Raw genomic sequence first — 20670 nt, forward strand, 5'->3', positions numbered from 1 at the left:
AGAACTTCTATGCTTAGAAAAAAATGGATTTGGATATTAGCCCAAAAAGAAATATCCAAGCAGGATTTTCACCTGCGGAACAGGGCAAAAGCCAATGCAAGAATTGAAATCGCGCTGGTAAGTGTAAAGGCTGGCGTGGATGCAGTAAATATGTTTTGAAAAACTATTGTGAAAATATTTATTTTCAAAAAACTACTGCGGAAAGTAGATTAAATGAAATTTTATCATTGCCTGTACTTTAAGTTCAAAATATAAAATATATGTCAACGAATATTTTTGAAGATATTTTTCTTCATTACATTTATTAGTTTACTCGACGTTTCAAGGAACATGGTAGAAAAATTACTAGAGTCTGTAAAGAAATTTTTCTTTTTAGCCTTCTTGGTGATAGCGATACCCGCAAGCATACCTATTGCTTGTGCCGGAGATATAACTGTTGATGTTAATGGTTCTGAGAAATATACATCTATACAGGCTGCAATTAACGAATCATCGAATGGAGACAACATAATTGTCTTATCCGGAGTATATATTGAAAATTTGGTCATCGACAAACCTTTGACTATAGTTTCTAAAACCGGAGATCCAACAGATGTGACAATAAAAGCTCCTCTTCCAGATGTTGTTGCAGTAGAGATCGATGCTAACAATACTGTATTTAAAGGAATTACTATCACTTCGTACTACAAACTTGGCCAAGATTATGGCATAGTCATTATGGATAATGAAAATGTTACTGTTAAAAATAATATATTCACTGGGTGTAAGAAAGGGATTACAATCATAAGGTCTTACAACTGTACAATTGAAGATAACTATATGGAAGGCAAAAAAGGTGGAAAAGGAATCGACCTATATTTAGCAGGAAATAATTTAATTCGAAGAAATACAATTACAAAATCGGGTGGTGCAATATGGGAAGATTACTGCGAAATTGGTAACGTATACCACGAAAACAACTTATCTGAGAACTGGAACGGGATTACCTTGATTCATGATTCAGATAATAGTTTGGTATACGACAATTTGATACAAGGAAATGAAAATGATGGTATTTCTATAAGCTGGGCAGATAATAATGTAATTGTCAATAACTGGATTATTGAAAATGGACAGGGAATTAACATATATGATTCAAAACATAACAACATCAGCAGCAATGTGGTTATGGATAATACATATGGTATAGAGTTTGCAAGTGCTTATTCCAATCTAATCTACAACAATTATTTCCGAAACCCAAAAAATATTGCATGGGGCGATGGCCGTAACACTTGGAACGTTAGCAAAACACCCGGAGAAAACATAATTGGCGAATCTTATATTGCCGGAAATTGCTGGTTAGATGACGGTGGAAATGGGATAAGTCACGAACTGCCAGATTTAAATGGTGATGGGATTTGCGATGAAGGGTATGACGTAGAGTATGATGGATGGGATTACCTTCCATTAAAAGACAATGGAAAAATACCCCAAAGAAATCATACAGAAATTAAGCAAGCACCTATAAATTTTGATTTAATAATCAATGCTCTTTTATTAGCAGCTGTAATTGTTAAAAAAAGAAGAGGAAAATGAGAACTACCATATACGGTATTCAGTTTACGCCAACAATGAAACTTATTAAGGATTCCGAGCGTTGGGGAAATTTTTAGCGGCGGAATACTGCAAGGATCATTGCCAGTGAAAGGAGAGTGCCTATAGCTGTGAAGTCAGGAGTTGATTCAGGGAAAGTTGTAGTTTCTGGTGATGTTGAGACAGGAGTCTGGCCTTCATAGTATTCGGTACTTATATATGATTTAACGCTCCTCTACAACATCCTCGGTATAGATATTCATTTTTTGCGTTGAACCATTTATCACATAAAAATAATTCTTTTCGATCTCGCTTAGCATCACAGACAATTCACATTTTTTATACATCTTAAAATCAATGCTCACTGTAAATGGTTCATTTATCTTCAATATCGATTTTGGGACTTCTGCAGTATCTAAAAGTTTGCTATTGAAATAAAGATCATATTCATAGACTTCTCCATAAGGATTATATGCAGACGTTATGTCCGTAAATAAAATTAAAACTATCCCAATTATCGCTACTTTTCGTCTCATGCTTACCCTCGAAGCTTTGTTAAAAGAGCATCATACATATCGATGTTCAATTTCAGCTCCTATTGATCTCAAAATCCCTTTGGTCCAGGCCAAACGATTGTAGCAGATTATCTGTAGATGAAATGTAATCTACCCGGTATTCAGAATAACTGGAGTTAATCGAGTTAAAAATAAATTTCATCTCCCATCACAGCATTTACTGGCGGGAGAATCTGAGGAATACAAGTACAAGTGCCGAAATGGCGGTTACTAAACTGAAAGCTGGCGTGGATGCGGATGTGGACGAAGGTTCGGTTTCTGAAACTGGCTGCTCCTCAGAAGTGGGAATTTCGCCTTCGTAATATTCGTATGAAATGTAAGGGTATGCTATGGTAAATCCACTGTTAACTAAAATTTTCCCAGTTTCGAAATCATTAATTTGGTATACTAAATCTATTGGTAAGGCTCCACCTGCCCAACTTTCGGTAGGGGCAACTGTCCATTCATATGATTTAGTGGAATTCTCCTCTACAATATCACCAGTATATGTATTCATTCTTTGAGTCGAACCATTTATCACATAAAAATTATTCTTTTCGATCTCACTTAGCATTACAGACAATTCACATTTTTTGTATATCTTAAAATCAATCCTTACTGTGAATGGTTCATTTATTTTCAATGTAGGTTTTGGGACTTCTGTAGTATCTAAAAGTTTGTCATTGAAATAAAGGTCATATTCATAGACTTCCCCATAGGAATTATATGCTGATGCAGTATTTATCAGCAAAATAAAACTTAAACTTGATAATATAAATTTCATATTCATAGCTCTACCCCAAGTTCTGATGAGAGGTCTCCATATGCAACGGATTCCTCGAAATTTCCACCTGTTTTATCACCAACACCCTTTGGTCCAGGACCAACAATTGTAGCGCTGTACCCACAAAAATGGAAACTGGCTCTACTGTTAGTTCCAATCCAGATACTACTTCCATCTATATTTTTTTTGCAAGGATGGTTTATACGCTCATATTTCCTCACATATTTCTGACCCTTATGCCCAAAATAAGGTTTAGGGATTACTTCATTATCATTATCAATAACAGTAAATTCTTCATATCTACCAATCACCTCATACGTCCATACATTAACCGTAAATACCCAGTGAGGCGGCAACACAGGCAGTCCGCAGGGAACAGCTGACATAGTCCTATCAAGTCTTTTTGTAACCTTGTCTGCTACCTCTCCCGAATACATATCCACAGTCTCATTTGCCATCTTTTTCAGCTCACCGTCAATTTTCCCAAAAAGAATGTCAAGAGCCTCACCTTTGCTTGCTGTAACTGCACAGATGCCGTTTGCAACGCCGATTCTAACATCCGTATCGACCCTGTTCAAAGTAGCTTCAAGTTCATCGGGTTCAACCGAAGGATTTGAGTTACGGATTTCGGTTATTAAGACGGCGGCAAGTCCGTCTGCAAGTTCATCTGCGGTGGATTCTTCGATAATCTCTTTATCGGAAAGGCTGTTAAGATAACCAGCTGTGACTTCACGGACACGGTCTTCCCCTATCCAGCCGGAAACAACAGGATTTGAACTTACTTCGACGGCTACCTCTTCAGTTATCTGAAGCCTCATTTCCCGAGCATATATCAGTTTCAGGTTGTAGACTTCCGTGTTAAGGCGGGCTGTGTCCAGGGAAACTCCCTGTTCGCTGAGGTTCTGTTCCAGCAGGAAAACTTCTGCGTTCAGGGTGGAAATGCTCTGGCTTATCTGCTTGGAAGTTTCAGTTTTTACGTATTCACCACTTGAAGATATGGCATCTGCAATTTCCTCAGAAATATTGGTTGTAAAAATGCAGGTGTTACGAACACCCATAGGATAAGTGACCCTACCCCTTGAGTCGGTCAGTTCATATTCTCCCCTGAGGTCGAAGTCCGGGTCGTGGTAGAGGTAGTTCGGCTTCTGGTCAACGATGAGGGTCAGGTTTTCGGTCCAGTTGTATTTGCTTTCGGGCTGGCCTGTGACTTTCATTGTGGAGATGATGCCCATTTCCTGCCCGAGGGCAGAGGCAGCCATATCCATTGCAGGGTTATCGAAAAGGGTCATGGGGCCTGAGGTCACACTGTCAAACGCACCGGTACTGAGGCCTTTTTCCTCAAGGGCATCGAGGATATAGGAGTTAAGGTCGGAATCCAGTTTTTTGTTCTTCTGCTCGATGTCTTCCAGCAGCCGGTTATAGGCTTCGTTTCTTGCAATGTAGCGGGCGGAGTCGCTGGATGCGTACATATCTCCGGCGGAGGTGAGGTACTGCTCTTTATTTACGTAGGCTTCCCGGCTTGCTTCGAGGTCAAAAATTAGTTTTTCGGCAGTCTCCACCTGAAGGTCTGTCGGGTCCTGGCCTGGGGAGTCAAGGAGAGAGTAGCTGAAGGTAGGGTTGTCATTTTCAACAGCATCAAGCATTACCAGGACTTCGTCAGCCATCACCCTGTGCAGCCAGGGTGGAATATCGCAGTTGACGGCGCGCTGTGCGAGATACATCCCGTCAGGGTAAGTCCAGAAAGTGCTTTCGAGCGTCCTGATATTCACATAAGCATCCCTGTATTTATCTGCGGCATCGGAACAGCAGGGATCAAACCTCTCTGCGCCGGCAGCATACAGGGTTGTTTTCCTGTATTCCCTTTCTGTAGGGTCGGTATAGGTTGATATGCCCGTATAGCCGCCTGTGGGAGGGCGCTGGTGGTAAATTATCGTAAAGTTTTCAGATTCTGTTTCGGTGTGGAAAAGGGATTCAGGGTCAGTTTTGCTTACAATTTCCAAATCCGAGCCACTTGATGTGGCATAATGTGCTTCTATGGTGCTGGGGCCATCCTTATGCTTGACGACAGTGTGCCAGACGTATGTGTATGTATAGTCATAATTAATTTTCCATGTTGTCCTGATATTATAATAGATATCATACCGGATGCCCCAATCAAAAATATGGTCCTCTCTACTGAGATAGCCGTCATCGGTCCTGTACTCGGCAACAAGCAGATCATTAGCCCTGTACTCGTAATGAGGCTCGATTCTTACGTCGGTTATCTCCACGGAACTCAATATAACAGAAGCATCCGTGATATACCAGCTTTTTAGCTTCCCTCTTGGAGGATCAATTGACGGGCTCATGGCCTCAGAATAGGAGTTTGTAACAGAGTCACTCCAGGCATAGGAAGGTACACGCGATCCTGAATGCGTACCAGATACAAGATAATCGGAGTCCCAGCTAACGGTATGCCAGCTGTATGAAACCGAATCCCGGTCAAAATCCGCTGAAATTGCTGAAGCCAGAGGGGCAGGAGAATTGAAGCCGTCCCTCAGGATCTGCCCCTGAACCGGAGCCGTGTAAACACTGTCTGCGACATCATGGATAAGGTCAGGGGTTTCCTCTGCCCACACATGGTCATTGAAGACCCAGCCGTCGAGGACTCCTTCTGTGTAGTCCGAGGCTGAAACTGTTATTTCCGAATATTCGGAAAGCTCGTCATAGGAAGTGTTTGCTTCCGCAAGGGATTCTTCTATGCCGTCTTCCACGTCCATGGAAAAAGACCTGTTTGCTGCAAGGGAAGCGTAGGTAGTCGTAAGGTTTACGCCCTCATCTATTTCATAGAAGGATCCGGAAGCATTCGAACCGGTTGAGTTCAGAAGGCTCGGGCTGGTTTTTGAATTGCTGGAAGCGCGGATGTCTTCATACAGGACCTTTCCGTTGTAGTAAGTGGTGTATGTAAGAGCCAGGGGGTCAACCGAGTCAAAAACCTTTTTTTGAGTATAGAGAGTGGCTCCGTTAACCGAACTTGCAAGGGCAGGGTTGGTCAGAATATTGAGGGGGCCATGTGCATAGTGCTGCCAGGGGCCGTAGATGAAAGTCCTCAGGTTTGTTGCCCCAAGTACGAGATTGGAAGTGGAGTCCAGGCTTGAGGATGTCCCAAGTGCGGTTTCATATTCCCTGACAAGTTCTTCGAGCAGAGGTTCCCTTGAGGTGATAAGGGTGGAGAGGTTCATACTCATGTTGAGCGTTTCTCCGGATTCGAGGTCTACAAGGGTGTAGTTCAAAAGAGGAATTTCGAAGATATAGTAAATCGCATAGTTTTTGCCAGAGGAGGAAATTTCCCGCTGCAGGGTCCCGTTAACTTTTCTTACCTTGATCTGCTCGGGTTCTATGTCAGGTTCTACATTAATGGCGTATTCCATGAAGGTATGGCTGTTGCCCTGGTAGTTTGCCGAAAGCAGCCGGTTAAAAGCCTCTGCCGCAATATCCTTTATGGGGCTTGCTTCAATCCGGAACCAGTCTGAGGCTTTGAGTTCGTCTCCATAATAGAGTTCAACGGATGCATACCCGGATTCTGCAGTTTCCGGAATTTCCAGATATTCGTCAAAGGAAACTTTTTGAAGAAAACCGGTAGCCTGCCCATAGTTCACACGTTTGATTTCCTGTCCTGCAGAGTCATTTACGACCAGGACAACGTCCCTGTTTTTCCATAGTGATTCGACTTTTCCCCAGACATCTGAGGGCAGGTTTATGGAGATTTGAAGTGTGTCTCCCTTCTCAAGGTTCTGGTTTTGCGGAATTACCATAAAATGATCTTCAGAGAACCTTTCAACCGGAGCACCATCGGGCAGGATCACAGGATGTTCTCCCTGCCACTCCAGGGCTTCCGTTCCGGCATAGTTAAGGCAGCGAGCAAGGTCAGATGCCGCAAGGGATATAGCTGTCTGCCTGGGATCGATTTTCTCTGTAGTATAGATTGTTTCGGCAACCTCGCTGTCCATTTTCAAAAGGTAGACCGAGGTAAAGGTTGCAGCAAGGACAATGAAAATTCCGATTATGGCATAAGGAATATAGGCGCTGGTATCCTGAAAAAACCAAGAAAATTTAGAACATTTAATAGATTGTTTCCCAGCTATATGCCTCACTCCGGAAAATTAAAGATTATAAAAAATTGAGAGTTTAACGTAAAAAAGATTAGATAGTTATAGGCATAAATAGTTTACTTTATACTGGAGAGATTTATAAATAAAAATAAAAGATAAGCAAATAAAAAACAAAGAAAAAAGTAAAAAAACTAAGTAAAGAACAAAGGTAGTTCCCTGCTCCATGGTTGATATTTCGGAATTAGAGCTCCCAGCACTGGTCATAAAGTTTGTTTTTATCTACTGTACACAGGCGGGTTCAAGCGGAGCGCGGCGCGTGAAAAGAAAGAACGCGAGATGCCATTTGCGGCCATTTCGGAATAATCCCAACCAATTAACCAGGGAGCACCGACATTTCATTTACTGATGCTGATATACTTCATCCTTAATTGACAATTTTTCCCAGGAAATAGCCGGGCTTCGCGCTCGTAATTTCCACTTTCGTGTATTCGCCGGGCTTGAGATCGGAGCCGCTAATCACAACAGGACGGTAAGAGTCTGTGCGTGTGAGAACATCCCCCATTTCCGTGTATTTTGAAACAAAGGCTCTGCCTTTCCAGCCAATCAGCTCCTGCTTGGACTTAAGCTTTATCTGCTCGCATACTTTGTGCAGGTCGTGAGAACGCTGCGCGGAAATCCGGGAATCGAGGTTCCGGAAAGAAAAGGCTTTAGTGTGCGGGCGGGGGGAGTATCTGGAAATATTGATTTTTTCCGGGCGGTACTTTTTTACCCATTCTATGGTTTCTTCGGAATCCTCATCGGTTTCATAACAGAAGCCAACAATTATGTCGGTAAAAAGGGAGAGGTCCTCGAAGCGAGCACGGAATTTCGTAATGATTGTGTCCACAGCCTCCATCTTATGCATGCGGTTCATATTTTTCAGGACAGAGTGAGAGGCGGACTGGATCGGGAGATGGAGAAGTTTGAAAACCTTATCAGAGTCGAAGGCATCCACAAGCTCGTCCAGGATGGGGAGGACGGAAAATGGATTCATCATGCCGACCCTCACCTTGAAGTCGCCGGGGATTTCCGAGATCATACGCAGGAGTTCAGGAAGTTTGACGCCTGTATCCATACCATACTGGCTGTCGTCCTGTGAGGTGAGCCAGATTTCCCGGCAGCCCTCTGCAACTGCGGAACGAATGTCTTTTACAATTTCCTCAGGTGGGAAAGAACGGAGCTTGCCCCTTGCATGCTTTACGATACAGTAAGAGCAGGCGAAATTGCAGCCCTGGGAGATCTGGCAGATATGGATATTCGGGTTTGAGCGTTCACGCGGAACATTAAGGAAGCCGAGAGGCTCGGAAGTCCGCAGTTCCAGATGCTCTCCCCCAGTCAATCCTCCCATTCTCCTCTTTTCGATTGAGGAAAGAAGCTCGCCCAGACGAGAAACCGCATTCACTCCAAGAATATGGGCTTCGGGGTTTGCATGCAGGATGTCTTCAAGCTGGACTTCGGGCATGCAGCCAGAAACAATCACCTGCACGCCCTTCTCGCCCATACTGCGGATTTTATAGAGAATCTTCTGTTCTGTTGTGTACTTGACCGTACAGGAGTTGCATATATAGACCTCTGCCTGGCCGGCAGCATCAGGGCTCAATAATTCGTGCCCTAGCCTCTCCACGCTTGCTTTCATAATCTCGGCTGATGCCTGGCTTGCAGAACAACCAAAACTCTCAAGATAGACCTTCATACTCTGCCTTCACGCTTTGATTTAATACTTAGAATTATTTGACTTAAAATTTTGAATTATTTGACTTAAAACTTTGAATTAATACTTCGACTCGAAATTTTACAGTTTGTCCTGAGATTTAGAACTGAAATTTAGAACTGAAATTTAGAACTGAGATTTAGAACTGACATTCATAATCCGTATTTTCTGATTATACCAGAAGATACCTGATCAATACTGGTCCGTGTTTCAAAAAAGGATTAAAAATGAAAATATGAAAAAAGGATTTACAGGTAGAGAGGAGTCTCCCGCTTATCCTTGATATAAATACTGTCTGTGAACCTGACAGCTCCGGATGCACCCATGGAAACCGTGTGTACTCTTGCATCTCCACTGCCGAAGAGGTTGACTTCACGCAGGAAGTGACCCGGAGTTACGGCTGTTGCGGAAAAAATGACATCATTACCTGGAACAAGTTTGTTGGTGTCAAGGACATCATTAAGTTTCTCAAAGGTGATCCCCATCTTTTCGAGCCGGGGCATTTTTTCCTCTATTTCTTCATCGATCTTGTCCTTGGGTTTCCCATTTGCAACAGTTGGCAGGACAAGCCTTGCAAGGATTTTTCCACCCAGGATCTTAATTGCAGCAGCTGTCAGGACAGCCTCTCCCGAGCCGCCTGCACCCATGACCACATGGATGCCTGAACCGCGGATAGCAGTTGCAACGCCCGGCATGAGGTCTCCGTCAGTAACAAGCCTTACACGGGCCCCGGCTTCCCGAATTTCAGTGATCTTCTGGACATGCCTGGGACGGTCGAGGATTACGACAACTAGTTCTTCAACGCTTCTTCCAAGCGCTTTTGCAACAATTTCGAGGTTGTGCCTGACAGGAGCATCAAGGTCGATCCTTTCATCGGGGTGGTTCTTTTCATAACGAACGACATCGGGACCGACAACTATCTTATCCATATAAATATCCGGACCGTGGAAGATCCCTCCCCTTTCAGCCATTGCCATTACTGCAACCGAACCCGGGAAGCCGTCTGCGGTGAGGTTTGTACCTTCCAGGGGGTCGACTGCAATATCAACCTCAAGGTCTCCTATTCCTGTCCCGACCTCTTCCCCGATATAAAGCATAGGAGCTTCGTCTCTTTCTCCTTCCCCTATTTTTATTATGCCCTTCATGTCAAGTTTATTCAGCATCCTCCGCATGGAGGCAACTGCCACCTGATCAGCAAAGTGCTTGTCCCCGCGTCCCATCTGATAGGCTGCGGCAATGGCAGCAGTTTCTGTTACCTGAATAAGCCTTGGAAGTAACTCACATTCAATGGGCCCAGCGCACTCAATCATTTCTTCTACTGTCTTTGGATGAGGCATGATAATCGACTCTTATTTCCTGATTCCTGATAATATCCTGATAATAAAATCCTGTTCTGAATATTCCCTTAATCTGCTAATGTGATCTGTTAACACAATAGTATATTAATATCTATTGGAAGAATCCAGATACAAATATCTCATTAAATGTTTATCGAAGCAAGCCCTGTCGGTAAAATTCCTTGAACTCGTATCCCATTGAACTCATTTCAAAATCACACTGAGCTAGTTTCAAAATCATACCGAACTCGTTTCAAAATCACACCTGTACTTATTTCTGACAAATAAAAAATCCATATAATTAGATTTATATAAAATACCTTATGATTACTGAAAAAAACCTCTATATTTAAAACAGGACAACCACTGATTCCACTTCATAACTAAAGTGAAAAAACATGAAAATACATTGCCTCCAGCACCTTAAAAACGAGACCCTTGGAAACATAGGGACCTGGGCAGCTCTAAAAGGGCACCGCCTTACAAAAACTATGCTTTATGAAAAACCTGTCTTTCCTGAGCCTGAAGAGTTCGATATGCTCCTGATAATGGGGGGCACGATGAGTGTTTATCAGGAGAAGGAGTTCCCATGGCTAAGGCCTGAAAAAGAGTTTGTAAAAAAAGTGATAGACACAGGCAAACCTGTGCTTGGGAGCTGTTTTGGAGCACAGATGATTGCAGAGGTTCTGGGCGGAAAGGTTACCAGAAACAGGTTCAAGGAAATCGGCTGGCACAGGGTAAAAGCTCTGGCAGAAGAAAACCTGAACAATGAGAGAGGGATAAACTCAGAGCTTCCGGCGGGCTTATTTCCCGAATTTACCGCATTCATGTGGCATGGAGACACTTTTGAAATTCCGCCAGGCGCAGTAAGACTTTTCGAAAGCGAAGCCTGTCCGAATCAGGGTTATATATACAAAGGAAACGTCATCGGGCTGCAGTTTCACCCTGAAGCTGACAGGCGGTGGATAAGAAATATTATCGATGATTCGGGGCACGAGCTTGTTGAAGGAAAGTTCATCCAGTCCGAAGAGGAAATCTACGGGCGGGAAAGCCTTTTTGAAGATTCAAATGATCTTGCTTTTTCCCTGATGGACTGGTTTGAGAAAAAGTGTGAAAATTGAAAATAAAGGCGAAAAAGCCGGTATAAACTAACCGCTGGCTATTAATGAGGAGCTAAAATTATTTGGGCAGGTCCGAAGATTAATAAAAATCCTGCTCATTTTAAGAAAGCTCTCTCATTTTAAGAAATCTCCCTCATTTTAAGAAATCTGCCAGCGCCACCCTCTCGATCACGAGTTCCGGGATAAGTTCTTCTCCTGAAGCTTCTATTTCTGCATCTGTGATTCTGAAGAGAGAAAGAATTCCTTTTCGTTTATAACTGGAATAAGCAAGCAGTTCGGAACATGGTTTTTCTTCAATGAGCTTCCGAATTTCGGAGAAAGCAAGAATTACATCATCCATTTTCCCAAGCAGCACGAAAATCGCATTATTTTCTCCTTCATGCAGCCCTATAGAAAAACTCCTTTCAATCTGCCTCTCTCCGGCTGCATAACGCATGATCTCGATGCCTGGATCTTTTGCTACGTTGCTGCCTGCTGCGACAGCCCTGAGAGCCTTCCCTACTGCAAAATGAAGATGCCTTTCGCCCGCGATCAGGTCAGCATTCAAGCCCTGAATAGTTACTTTGTTTTCGGAAGCGATTGTGGTTATTAATTTTAGAAAACCGGGAAGGTGGGGGATTCTCACCGCTCCACAAATAACCTGGATTTCCCTTTGCATTTCCATACTCCTGCCATATCCCGGGCTTTACAATAAGGATTTCGGTTGGGAAAAATGTATGATAAAATGAACAGGCACTCAGAATTCTGATATAAAAGCTTTTATTCTTCCAATGTATAGACTTAATGAGTAATAAAATGAATGAAGTGATTATAAATATACTATAAAAATATCATAAGATATTTTGCACTTAAGAAGTCAAAAGAACTGAGTTTGTGGGTTTCCGGGAAGGTGTTAGACATAACAAATAAAAAGATTGAGTCTGAGTTATGTTTCTGTTCGTCTATTCCACCCAATGGCCTTACTGCAGTCTATAAGGAAACAGAAGACAGGACAGAACTTACATCAGCTTATATTAAAGCAGGATTACAACAAAAAGAACGCTGCATCTGGATTGTCCCGGATCCCGAGAGTGCAGAATTAGCAAAAGATTTGCTTTCAAACTCAGAGTTAGATATAGAAAGCTGCATAACTAAAGCCAGGCTTAAGATAATTCCCCTGCAGGAAACAGAAGCCCTTTCTGCCAAACAGCCAGAGACTTCAGGGATCTATTTTGATTGGAAAGCAGGGGTTCCGCAGAAAGAGATTATTAAGTTTATTCACACAGGAAACTGGCGATACCTGCGCATCAATCTTGAAGTTAAAACCTTCGGAAAATCAATAACCAGCTCCCTTAAGGAACTAAGACGTATCCTTGCTGAGAATATGCCTGAAAAGAAAATCAGACCACTCTTTATGATTAAAGAGGGAGATATTTCCTCAGGAGAGGTCTTCGACCTTATAGAGGCCGGGGAGAAATTGGTGATCAAAAAAGATGGGAAATGGAAATTTCTTCGAATAAAGCAAGAAACTACGGACAAAAAATTTAAGACATTACTTGAGAGTTCAAGTGACTCTATTCTGATACATGATATGAAAGGCAGGGTCATGGAAGCAAACCATATAGCCTGCGAACTTTTCGGATATACACGCAGTAAAATGCTCGGAAAGCACATAAAAGATTTAAGGACTAATATCCACCTGACTGAATTCGGACAACAGATAGAGAAGCTAAAGCAAACAGGATATTTTACTTTTGAAATGGATTCCCTGAGGAGGGATGGCACGGTCACACCTCAGGAAATCAATAACAGGCTAATTGAATACGAAGGAAAAGCAGCCGTAATATCCATAGGCAGGGATATTAGCCAACGCAGACGGACCGAAAAAGCCCTGAAGGATTCCGAAAGAAAATATCGCATGCTTTTTGAAGAGTTTCCCGGAGGAATCGCCCAGTTCGACAAGTATGGAACTATCATCGTATGCAACGAAAACTTTGTAAACTTTACAGGCAGTAGTGAGAACGAAAAACTTATTTTCAATTTGTTGAACCCTCCAGAAGAGAAGAAGCCGGAAGAAAAAAGCTTTACATGCCTCCCCGAAGTTCCTATCCATTGCGACATAAAATATATTTCCAGCCTTGAGAACGAAAGTATACCTGGTGAGATTACCTACAAGCCTCTGATTTCGGAAAATTCCAGATTTAACGGTGGCATTATTCTTGTGGAAGACCTGACTGAGGTAAAGAGGCTGGAAATTGTACGGCTTCAGCAGAGTGAAGCCCTTAAAAAAATGATAGATTCAATCCCAACGCCTGTATTCTGTAAGGATAAGAACGGAATTTATGTTGCCTGTAATCGGGCTTTTAAAACTTTTATTGGGTTAGAAAAAAGAGATATCCTTGGAAAGTCACTATATGATTTTGCCCCCATAGAGATTGCCGAAAAATACCATCCTATGGACAAATCACTGGTAAAACAAGGAAAAAATCAGGTCTACGAGTCCTCTCTTAAATTTGCCGACGGCTCAATGCATCAGGTCATAATCAACAAATTTGTATTCAATGGCCTTATAGAGGAAGACTCCATGCTCATCGGCATTATGATTGACATAACCGAACGCAAGCAGGCCGAAGAAAAATTGCTTCAGGCAAAAATGGCTGCTGAAACTGCAAACAGAGCGAAAACTACTTTCATTGTCAACATGAGCCACGAACTGAGGACTCCCCTAAACGCGGTTATAGGGTTTTCAGACCTCCTCTTAAGTGAGAATTTCGGGCCCCTTAACGAGAAACAAAAGAGGTACACGGAAAATATTTCGAACAGTGGGGCCCATCTTCTTGACGTGATCAATAATGTTCTGGATATCTCAAGGCTTGAGCTGGAAAATATTGAGCTTTATTACGAAACAGTAAACATATCCGGAGTAATTGAAGAGATTCAGAGAGTGCTTTATCCCATCTCAGCTGAGAAAAATATCAGCATAGAATATAATATTGCGCAGGGACTGAAAACCACAATTGCTGACAGGGTAAAGCTCAAACAGATCCTTTACAATATTTTGAACAATGCAATTAAGTTCTCACCCGAAGGCGGGAAAGTACACATCACTGCAGAGCTTAAGGAAGACATGATTGAGATCAGTGTAAAGGATGACGGTATCGGCATAAATGAAGATGATTATGAAAGAGTTTTCCAGCCTTTCGTACAGATTGATGAGTCCATATCCAAGAAATATGAAGGGGTAGGGCTTGGGCTTGCGCTCGTCAAAAAGTTTGTCGAACTCCACGGAGGAAAGGTATGGGTTAAAGCCAGCCCCGGGAAAGGCAGTACCTTCACCTTCAGAATTCCAAAAAGACCTGAAAACAAAATCCCGGAAAAGGAAGTCACGAATCCTTTACAGATCTTGTAGAACCCTGAAATTGAAAAGGAAGAAGAAACAGTTAGAGAAGAAAAAACATTAAAGGTAATCTGAGGAAAATGAACCGAATTAGAGGGTAGAGGAAAAATAGGAAAAAATAGGAAAAAATAGGAAAAAATAAAAAAGCCGAAGTTTTCATTATGGGCTCCGAATTACCAAACATTTGAGAACAACCTCAACCACAACTAACCCTAGCATCACCACCAAAAAAAGAATAAAAAGGTTGAGGATGATCTGGCCGACTTTTGTCCTGACTGCCGCCAGTTCATGCATATGGATTCCCATATATAAATATGAAAGGGACAATATATAACCATATGGAAATCACCCTGCTTCCAAAATAGGTGCGCCTGAAAATCCGGTTGGAAAAGAAGTTTCAGGTTCTTACTCTTTTAGCGATTTACTCTGCCCTGTAATTGATTTCTGACACTAATCAGCCATTTATTACTTATTACCACCATTAATGCTCTTCCAGTAATCATTTTTGATCTTTCAGGAATAATTTATTATCATGTTCTTCAATTACCCTGACAAAATTCCTGTCTGAGAGATCTTCTTTTCCGGACCAGAAGATCGCTTTGTGGTATTTCCACACTTTAGGGTCAAACTCGAGAATTCCAACGTGGAGCGTTAGTTCAAGCAGGAACCAGTAAGTTGCAGTCAGGTGAACCAGACGGATAAGGCCCAATGCGGATACGCTCAGGTAAGGTGCGAAGTATCCGGCAATGGAAATGATCCACTGAGCCACAGGAAGCCCTAAAAGAGACCAGTTAAGGTTGTAAAGCACTATACCTGTGACAGCGATAAAGAAGATTGCCGTGCTTTCGATGATGATAAGTAGCTTGAGCATGGGGTGCAGTTTTGTTATGTAATGCCCTTCTTTTACATCGTAGATAGTAAATGCCGGATACTCGCCCCTGCCAAAGAAATTAAGGATAATTGCCTTCAGACGTTTTGCATCCTCGGCCCCGAAAATGTAACTTTCAAAAAAATGGTTAAAGCGGATCTTTAGACTGCACGTTCCCAGGCACGAAAAGACATTATACGGGACAAGAATCCAGTTTGCGACCAGGAAAAACGGAACTGAAATCATATGAAGTGTGCGGGCTGTATGGAACTCCATGAAGTCCCAGCCGAGATAAATTTTAAGCCCGGTAACAATGAGGATCAGCATGGATAGAAGGTGAACAAGGTGTGTCACCCGTTCAAGCAACGTATAGCGCTCAACTACCAGACTGCCCTCAATACCCGGATTTCCTTCCTGTCCAGCCATATTATCAACTCCGATCAGACCACCCTGAACTGCCCTTTTTGCTGCCCTTTAAGGTCAATAGCATGAATCGCGCAGGCTAGGCAGGGGTCATAAGAACGTGCCGTATGAAGGATACCAAGAGGATTGGTATAATCTACTCCAAGCGCGTTTTCTGCAACAGAAATCTTTGAGCCTAAAAGGACCTGCTCCACGGGACCCGGAATTCCAGCGGAGTTTCGCGGTGCCATATTCCAGGTACTCGGAACCACAGCCTGATATAGTGTAACTTTTGAGTCAGGCCCTGTTTTAATCCAGTGCCCGAGAGCTCCCCTCGGAGCTTCCCAGAGCCCCATGCCCTCCGAATCTTTTGCCATTGAAAGGTCGGTGGGGACCGCAAATTTCCCATTGGGGTTCAAATCCTCAGCCAGCCATTTAATGAGTTCGGAGGCAACCACCAGGATCTCCTGCAGCCGGGCAAGCATGCGCAGATAGGTATTGGTAACCGGGTAACCCTTTTCCCGGAACAGGTCCGCAAAGCCCGTGATAAGAGGATCTTTCATGACAAGCATACGAGAGAGAGGCCCGACCTCGCAGGGAATCCCACCGTAGTGAGGGGCTTTTACCCAGGAATACCGGCTTTCAACCCCCCGGGAATAATCAATTTCATCGGGTTCCGGTTCCGGCTGAGTGGTTCCTTCCATAGGGTACCGGTCTGACTCGGTATCCACATAGAAGGAATGGGCAATACTCTCAGAAATTTTTCTATGATCGAACTTCTGAAGCTCAAGATTTCCGTTCAGGAAACCCGAAGGAATGACCCTTGACTCAGGAGGGCTTGCGGGGTCATATCCATCTCCGAGTTCAGGCTTGAAGAACAGCCCGTAGGCGAGGAAACCGATCTTTGAGGGGTCGCTGTATCCTCCTATCCGGTCAAGTTTCATACTCACCGGAAGCCCCAGGACTTCCTCGCCTATGAGCTCAGAGCCGAAAGCCGCGTACAGCGGGACATCACCCCAGCCTGCCGCATAGGAAAAGTCATTTGAAACGAGAGAAGCATCCACAAGTTCCTGCAGGCGGTCAACCACGAAACCTACAGCTTTTTGTGGGGAAGAGGCAAACCGGGTGTTTTCGACCCAGGTCTCAGGGGAAACTCCAAGAGCGATATCCTCGACGAAATCCATAAATTTCCAGTAATAAGAAGCAAGCTGCCCGATGTCCGCAGCGGTAGGCCCGTATGTCACACCACCAACATGTGCAACGACAGAATGGGGCATCTTTGCCCCAAAGAGGGAAATAGCTTCATGCAACCGCCGCTTTTCCCCCAGCGCAGCTACATACCCGCTTCCAACTGGAACGTCAACTCCATCGAGCCTGTAACTGACAGGTGCAAACCTTCCGAGAAGTTCGTCCCAGACAGCTTTTCCGGCATCTCCATAGTTTCCTAAAAGGGTCCTGTATGCGGGGTTTGCAAGGTCAGGACCCCAGAGTACGTAGAAGTGAGTTGCGTGACTGGCCAGGAGGTTCAAAGACTGATGAATGTTGCGCATTACAAGGGCGTCTTTTGGAACTGCATCTGTGACCCCGAAGAGCTGGTCAAGGGCATTTGCCGCTGCAATGGAGTGAGTAGTCGGGCAGACTCCGCAGATCCTCTGGGTAAGTAGGGCAGCATCCCTTGGGTCCTGATTCTGGAGGAAACGTTCAAAGCCCCTGAGCATGAGCCCAATACTCTGAGCTTCGGTAACTATCCCTTCCTCATTTACCTGGGTAGTAATCCGGTAGTGCCCTTCAATCCTGGTAAGCTGATCAACCGTAACCTCGACCATTTACTCATCCCCCTGATCTTTTTTTGCGGTCTCACTTTTTTCTTCAGGCTTTTCTTCAGGCATTACTTCCTCTTTTTCAGGCTTTTCTTCAGACTTTTTTTCCTTTTCTTCAGGCTGTTTTCCCTTTTCTTCAGGCTTTTCTTTGATGGCAATTCTCCGGACGGCATGGGCGCCTACAGCAAGCAGGGAAGCCCCTATAGCAACTTTTGCGACGGTATCTATACTGGTGCCTACAATCCCCGCATCTTCAATTTCCTGGAAGAAGGGGCGTGAACTCTCAGGGAAACCCGGAGAGACACAGGAAATACAGGGAGACCCTGACTGAGGGCAAAGGCTGTGGTAACCGTTCCAGCGGCGGATAGCACAATCCGCATGGGTGTATGGGGCCTTGCACCCCAGTTTCCAGAGGCACTTCGGGCCGCTGACTACAGTGTCAAACTCCCCTTTGTCATAGTAGCCCCTCCTCGGGCAGTTGTCATGGATAACGTGGTCTGGAGGGAAAAAGATCTTCGGACGCAGCCATTCATCAAGAACGTAGGGGAGGTCATCGGGAACTTTGATTTTCCCAAGCACAACTGCGGCAAGAGTGAGGAGCATCCAGTCCGGATGAGGAGGGCAGCCATTGATATTGATTACCGGTTTTTCAAGCCCGTACTCCGTAAGGATTCCCCTGTCCCGGTCCTCCATGGTGAAGGCAACTCCCCTGAAGTCCATAAGGTCCCGGATCTCACTATCTGCGGAATTTACTCCGCCATTGGTTGCACACTGTCCCACAGCCACGATGAAAGCAGCATTTTCTGCAGTCCGCCGGAAAATATCCTTGTAGCTCTTCCCACCCAGGAAGCAGTACTTTCCGGTGCCTTTCGGCCCGTTAGCAATCGCTCCTTCGGCAACAAGAATGTACCCTTTTTCCGCAATCACTTCTTCAAAAAGGATCTCGGAATTGAGTTCAGAAGTGCCTTCCATTTTTCCGTCCACGTAAATCCCCTGCTGGCCGAGCAGGACTTCGTGGTACGCAAGCCGAAGGTTAAGGCGAGAGAATGCCTGAAGCACGTCAGGCTCACCTCCATTCAACAGAGAGATGGAACAGCCGGTACATTCCCCGCCGTGTAGCCAGACAATCCTGGTCTCCGCAAATTCCAGAGCCCGTACAATGTCGCCTCGATAGGTTTGCAAAAACAAAGATGCTCCAAGAGCCCCAACGGCTTTAAGAAAGGTACGCCTATCCATCTTCATGAAATCCAGATTCTTGAACCTGTCAAGATCCCCTTCCCCACTCATTCCACACCCCTCATGTAGAAATAGAATAATTCAGTGCAAAAAATATAGATAATATATCATTAATAGGAGACCCAATTGATAAAAAAGTAACTCGAAAAATAAGTACCTATTATTGATAAATTGACATATTGATAAGTTGACATATTCCCGAAAACACCCTGAAAATCGAATTTTACTCTCATAAAAGAAAAGCTGCTGAGAAAAAATAAAACAGAAAGAAGAATAACAAAAAAAAGAAAGAAGGACAATAATTCAGATAAGCTCAGAGATTTCTTCCCTTATCAGTTTTATTGCATCATCTACAGCATTCAGGACTTCAGGACTGAGTTCCTGTGAGAGTTCAGTAGCTAATTCTCCAATCTCTATTCCTATTACCACAATTTCCGGAAGGGACTGCACCTGTTCTCCAATTCTCAACACATCGGTAATTGTGAGATCGTGCACCGAGACCAGGGTGTGTGGCTCAGTGCCTGTTATCAGGTCCCCGCCTTCGATACGGTGTACTGAACCTTTACGGCTGCCTGTAAGGACTGCATCGACTATAATGACTTTTCTCGCACCGTCAAGCAGGTTAAGGAGGTCAAGCCCGCAGACCCCCGCATCTACGATATCAAGGCCTTCAAGCCTTTCAAGTTCCGTTTTTTTAAGGGCTTCGATAATTTTCAGGCCGACGCCATCATCGCCCATTAGCGGGCTTCCGCAGCCCAGGACTCTTATAGGAGCGTGTAATATAGGCATATTCTCACTTTATGAAGGTGTATACAGATTTTACAGATTCTACAGATTTTACAGGTTTCTACAGATTCTACAGGTTTTTTCCGTGTTTTTTGAGTATGCCTACATTACTTTTCCCTTAATTTGATTGAATTCCGGGAAATTACTCCTTTACAGCATCGGAAGACTTTTCGGGCGAATCGTGCCAGAGCTCACTGTCAGGAAGGTGTTTCGGGTTAGGTTTAACGATTTCCACATAGTGAGCATCTGAAAGGTCCTCTTTTCCGGACCAGAAGATAGCCTTGTAGTACTTCCAGACATGCGGGTCAAACTCAAGGATACCCACGTGGACAACCAGTTCAAAGACAAACCAGTATGTCATGAGCAGGTGAAGAGATCTGAGGAACTGCAGGGAACTCATCCCTAATGCAGGTGCAACAAGGTCTCCTGCCGAAAGGATCCATGACCCGATCGGGAGTCCGAAAAGCGACCAGTCAAGCCTGTAAATGACAATACCTGAAACTGCAATCACGAAGATGGCGGTGCCTTCGAGCACAATAAGGATCTTCATTAAGGGGTGAAGTTTGGTTTTATAGTGTCCCGACACCTCATCATAAATGGTGAATGCGGGGTACTCGCCCTTTCCGAAGAAATTGAGAATTATTGCCTTCAGGCGCTTTGCGTCTTCAGGACCGAAAACATAATGGTCCATGAAATGTGCAAGTTTTTCCTGAACTCCACCTTCGCTTGAAGAGAAGATGTTGTACGGGATAAGAATCCAGTTCACTGCAAGCAGAGCAGGAACCGTGATCATGTGAAGGGCGCGGGCATTGTGGAAACTCATAAAGTCCCAGCCTGCGTAGATTTTTAACCCGGTAATGATGAGCACCAGCATCGAAATAGCGTGGATGGTATGGGCCGTCCTGTCAAGGACGGTATACCGCTCAACAACCATCGGGCTGTCTTTGGATTTCATTTATGGGTCATCTCC

At 44.0% G+C, this 20670-nt stretch carries 15 protein-coding genes; 4 read left to right on the top strand and 11 right to left on the bottom strand.

Annotation, left to right across the window (positions count from 1 at the left end; genetic code table 11):
• Positions 1-9 precede the first annotated feature (9 nt).
• Both EO98_RS11125 and EO98_RS11130 read left to right on the top strand, forming a co-directional pair.
• Entirely contained in the window at positions 10-159 is a 150-nt protein-coding gene (locus tag EO98_RS11125; protein ID WP_156161117.1) for a hypothetical protein, read from the top strand.
• A gap of 171 nt (positions 160-330) precedes the next feature.
• A complete protein-coding gene (locus tag EO98_RS11130) occupies positions 331-1578 on the top strand; it encodes a nitrous oxide reductase family maturation protein NosD (RefSeq protein ID WP_048137297.1) in 1248 nt (415 codons plus the stop codon).
• 221 nt (positions 1579-1799) lie between these two features.
• Here EO98_RS11130 and EO98_RS11135 read toward each other — a convergent pair whose 3' ends face one another.
• The 5 genes from EO98_RS11135 to glpX form a co-directional block, all read right to left on the bottom strand.
• Positions 1800-2111, bottom strand: a complete 312-nt coding sequence (locus tag EO98_RS11135; RefSeq protein ID WP_052734420.1) for a sarcinarray family MAST domain-containing protein — start codon at positions 2109-2111, stop codon at positions 1800-1802.
• Between the two features lie 196 nt (positions 2112-2307).
• Positions 2308-2919 (bottom strand): sarcinarray family MAST domain-containing protein, encoded by a 612-nt coding sequence (locus tag EO98_RS11140; RefSeq protein WP_048137299.1) that lies wholly within the window; start codon positions 2917-2919, stop codon positions 2308-2310.
• The gene (locus EO98_RS11145) at positions 2916-7046 is read right to left on the bottom strand and encodes a hypothetical protein (protein ID WP_048137301.1); all 4131 of its coding nucleotides are present in this window, start codon (positions 7044-7046) and stop codon (positions 2916-2918) included. Before EO98_RS11145 ends, EO98_RS11140 begins: the two co-directional genes overlap by 4 nt.
• Before the next feature lie 382 nt (positions 7047-7428).
• Positions 7429-8736, bottom strand: coding sequence for a tRNA (N(6)-L-threonylcarbamoyladenosine(37)-C(2))-methylthiotransferase (locus tag EO98_RS11150; RefSeq protein ID WP_048137304.1), 1308 nt, complete (start codon positions 8734-8736; stop codon positions 7429-7431).
• A 266-nt stretch (positions 8737-9002) separates the two neighbouring features.
• Positions 9003-10091, bottom strand: coding sequence for a class II fructose-bisphosphatase (gene glpX / locus EO98_RS11155; protein ID WP_048137306.1), 1089 nt, complete (start codon positions 10089-10091; stop codon positions 9003-9005).
• Positions 10092-10489: 398 nt separating this feature from the next.
• Here glpX and EO98_RS11160 point away from each other — a divergent pair, with 398 nt between their 5' ends.
• Entirely contained in the window at positions 10490-11212 is a 723-nt protein-coding gene (locus tag EO98_RS11160; RefSeq protein ID WP_048137309.1) for a type 1 glutamine amidotransferase, read from the top strand.
• A 133-nt stretch (positions 11213-11345) separates the two neighbouring features.
• On the opposite strand, the gene cgi121 is transcribed toward EO98_RS11160, so the two are convergent.
• Positions 11346-11876, bottom strand: a complete 531-nt coding sequence (gene cgi121 / locus EO98_RS11165; protein ID WP_235283442.1) for a KEOPS complex subunit Cgi121 — start codon at positions 11874-11876, stop codon at positions 11346-11348.
• 225 nt (positions 11877-12101) lie between these two features.
• Here cgi121 and EO98_RS11170 point away from each other — a divergent pair, with 225 nt between their 5' ends.
• Positions 12102-14600 (top strand): PAS domain S-box protein, encoded by a 2499-nt coding sequence (locus EO98_RS11170; RefSeq protein ID WP_048137337.1) that lies wholly within the window; start codon positions 12102-12104, stop codon positions 14598-14600.
• A 487-nt stretch (positions 14601-15087) separates the two neighbouring features.
• Here the strand turns inward: EO98_RS11170 and EO98_RS11175 are convergent, their stop codons facing one another.
• The 5 genes from EO98_RS11175 to EO98_RS11195 all read right to left on the bottom strand — a co-directional run bounded on the left by EO98_RS11175 (position 15088) and on the right by EO98_RS11195 (position 20655).
• Positions 15088-15882, bottom strand: a complete 795-nt coding sequence (locus tag EO98_RS11175) for a cytochrome b (protein ID WP_048137311.1) — start codon at positions 15880-15882, stop codon at positions 15088-15090.
• 14 nt (positions 15883-15896) lie between these two features.
• A complete protein-coding gene (locus EO98_RS11180) occupies positions 15897-17684 on the bottom strand; it encodes a nickel-dependent hydrogenase large subunit (RefSeq protein WP_048137313.1) in 1788 nt (595 codons plus the stop codon).
• Positions 17685-18965 carry a hydrogenase small subunit gene (locus EO98_RS11185; RefSeq protein WP_082098584.1) on the bottom strand — a complete coding sequence of 427 codons (1281 nt, stop codon included), beginning with the start codon at positions 18963-18965 and terminating at the stop codon, positions 17685-17687.
• Between the two features lie 252 nt (positions 18966-19217).
• Complete coding sequence (locus EO98_RS11190; RefSeq protein WP_048137315.1) at positions 19218-19703, bottom strand: hydrogenase maturation protease; 486 nt, start codon at positions 19701-19703, stop codon at positions 19218-19220.
• A 139-nt stretch (positions 19704-19842) separates the two neighbouring features.
• The gene (locus tag EO98_RS11195) at positions 19843-20655 is read right to left on the bottom strand and encodes a formate dehydrogenase subunit gamma (RefSeq protein WP_048137317.1); all 813 of its coding nucleotides are present in this window, start codon (positions 20653-20655) and stop codon (positions 19843-19845) included.
• Between the last annotated feature and the right edge of the window lie 15 nt (positions 20656-20670).

The sequence above is a fragment of the Methanosarcina sp. 2.H.T.1A.6 genome (assembly GCF_000979455.1).
Taxonomy (GTDB): domain Archaea; phylum Halobacteriota; class Methanosarcinia; order Methanosarcinales; family Methanosarcinaceae; genus Methanosarcina.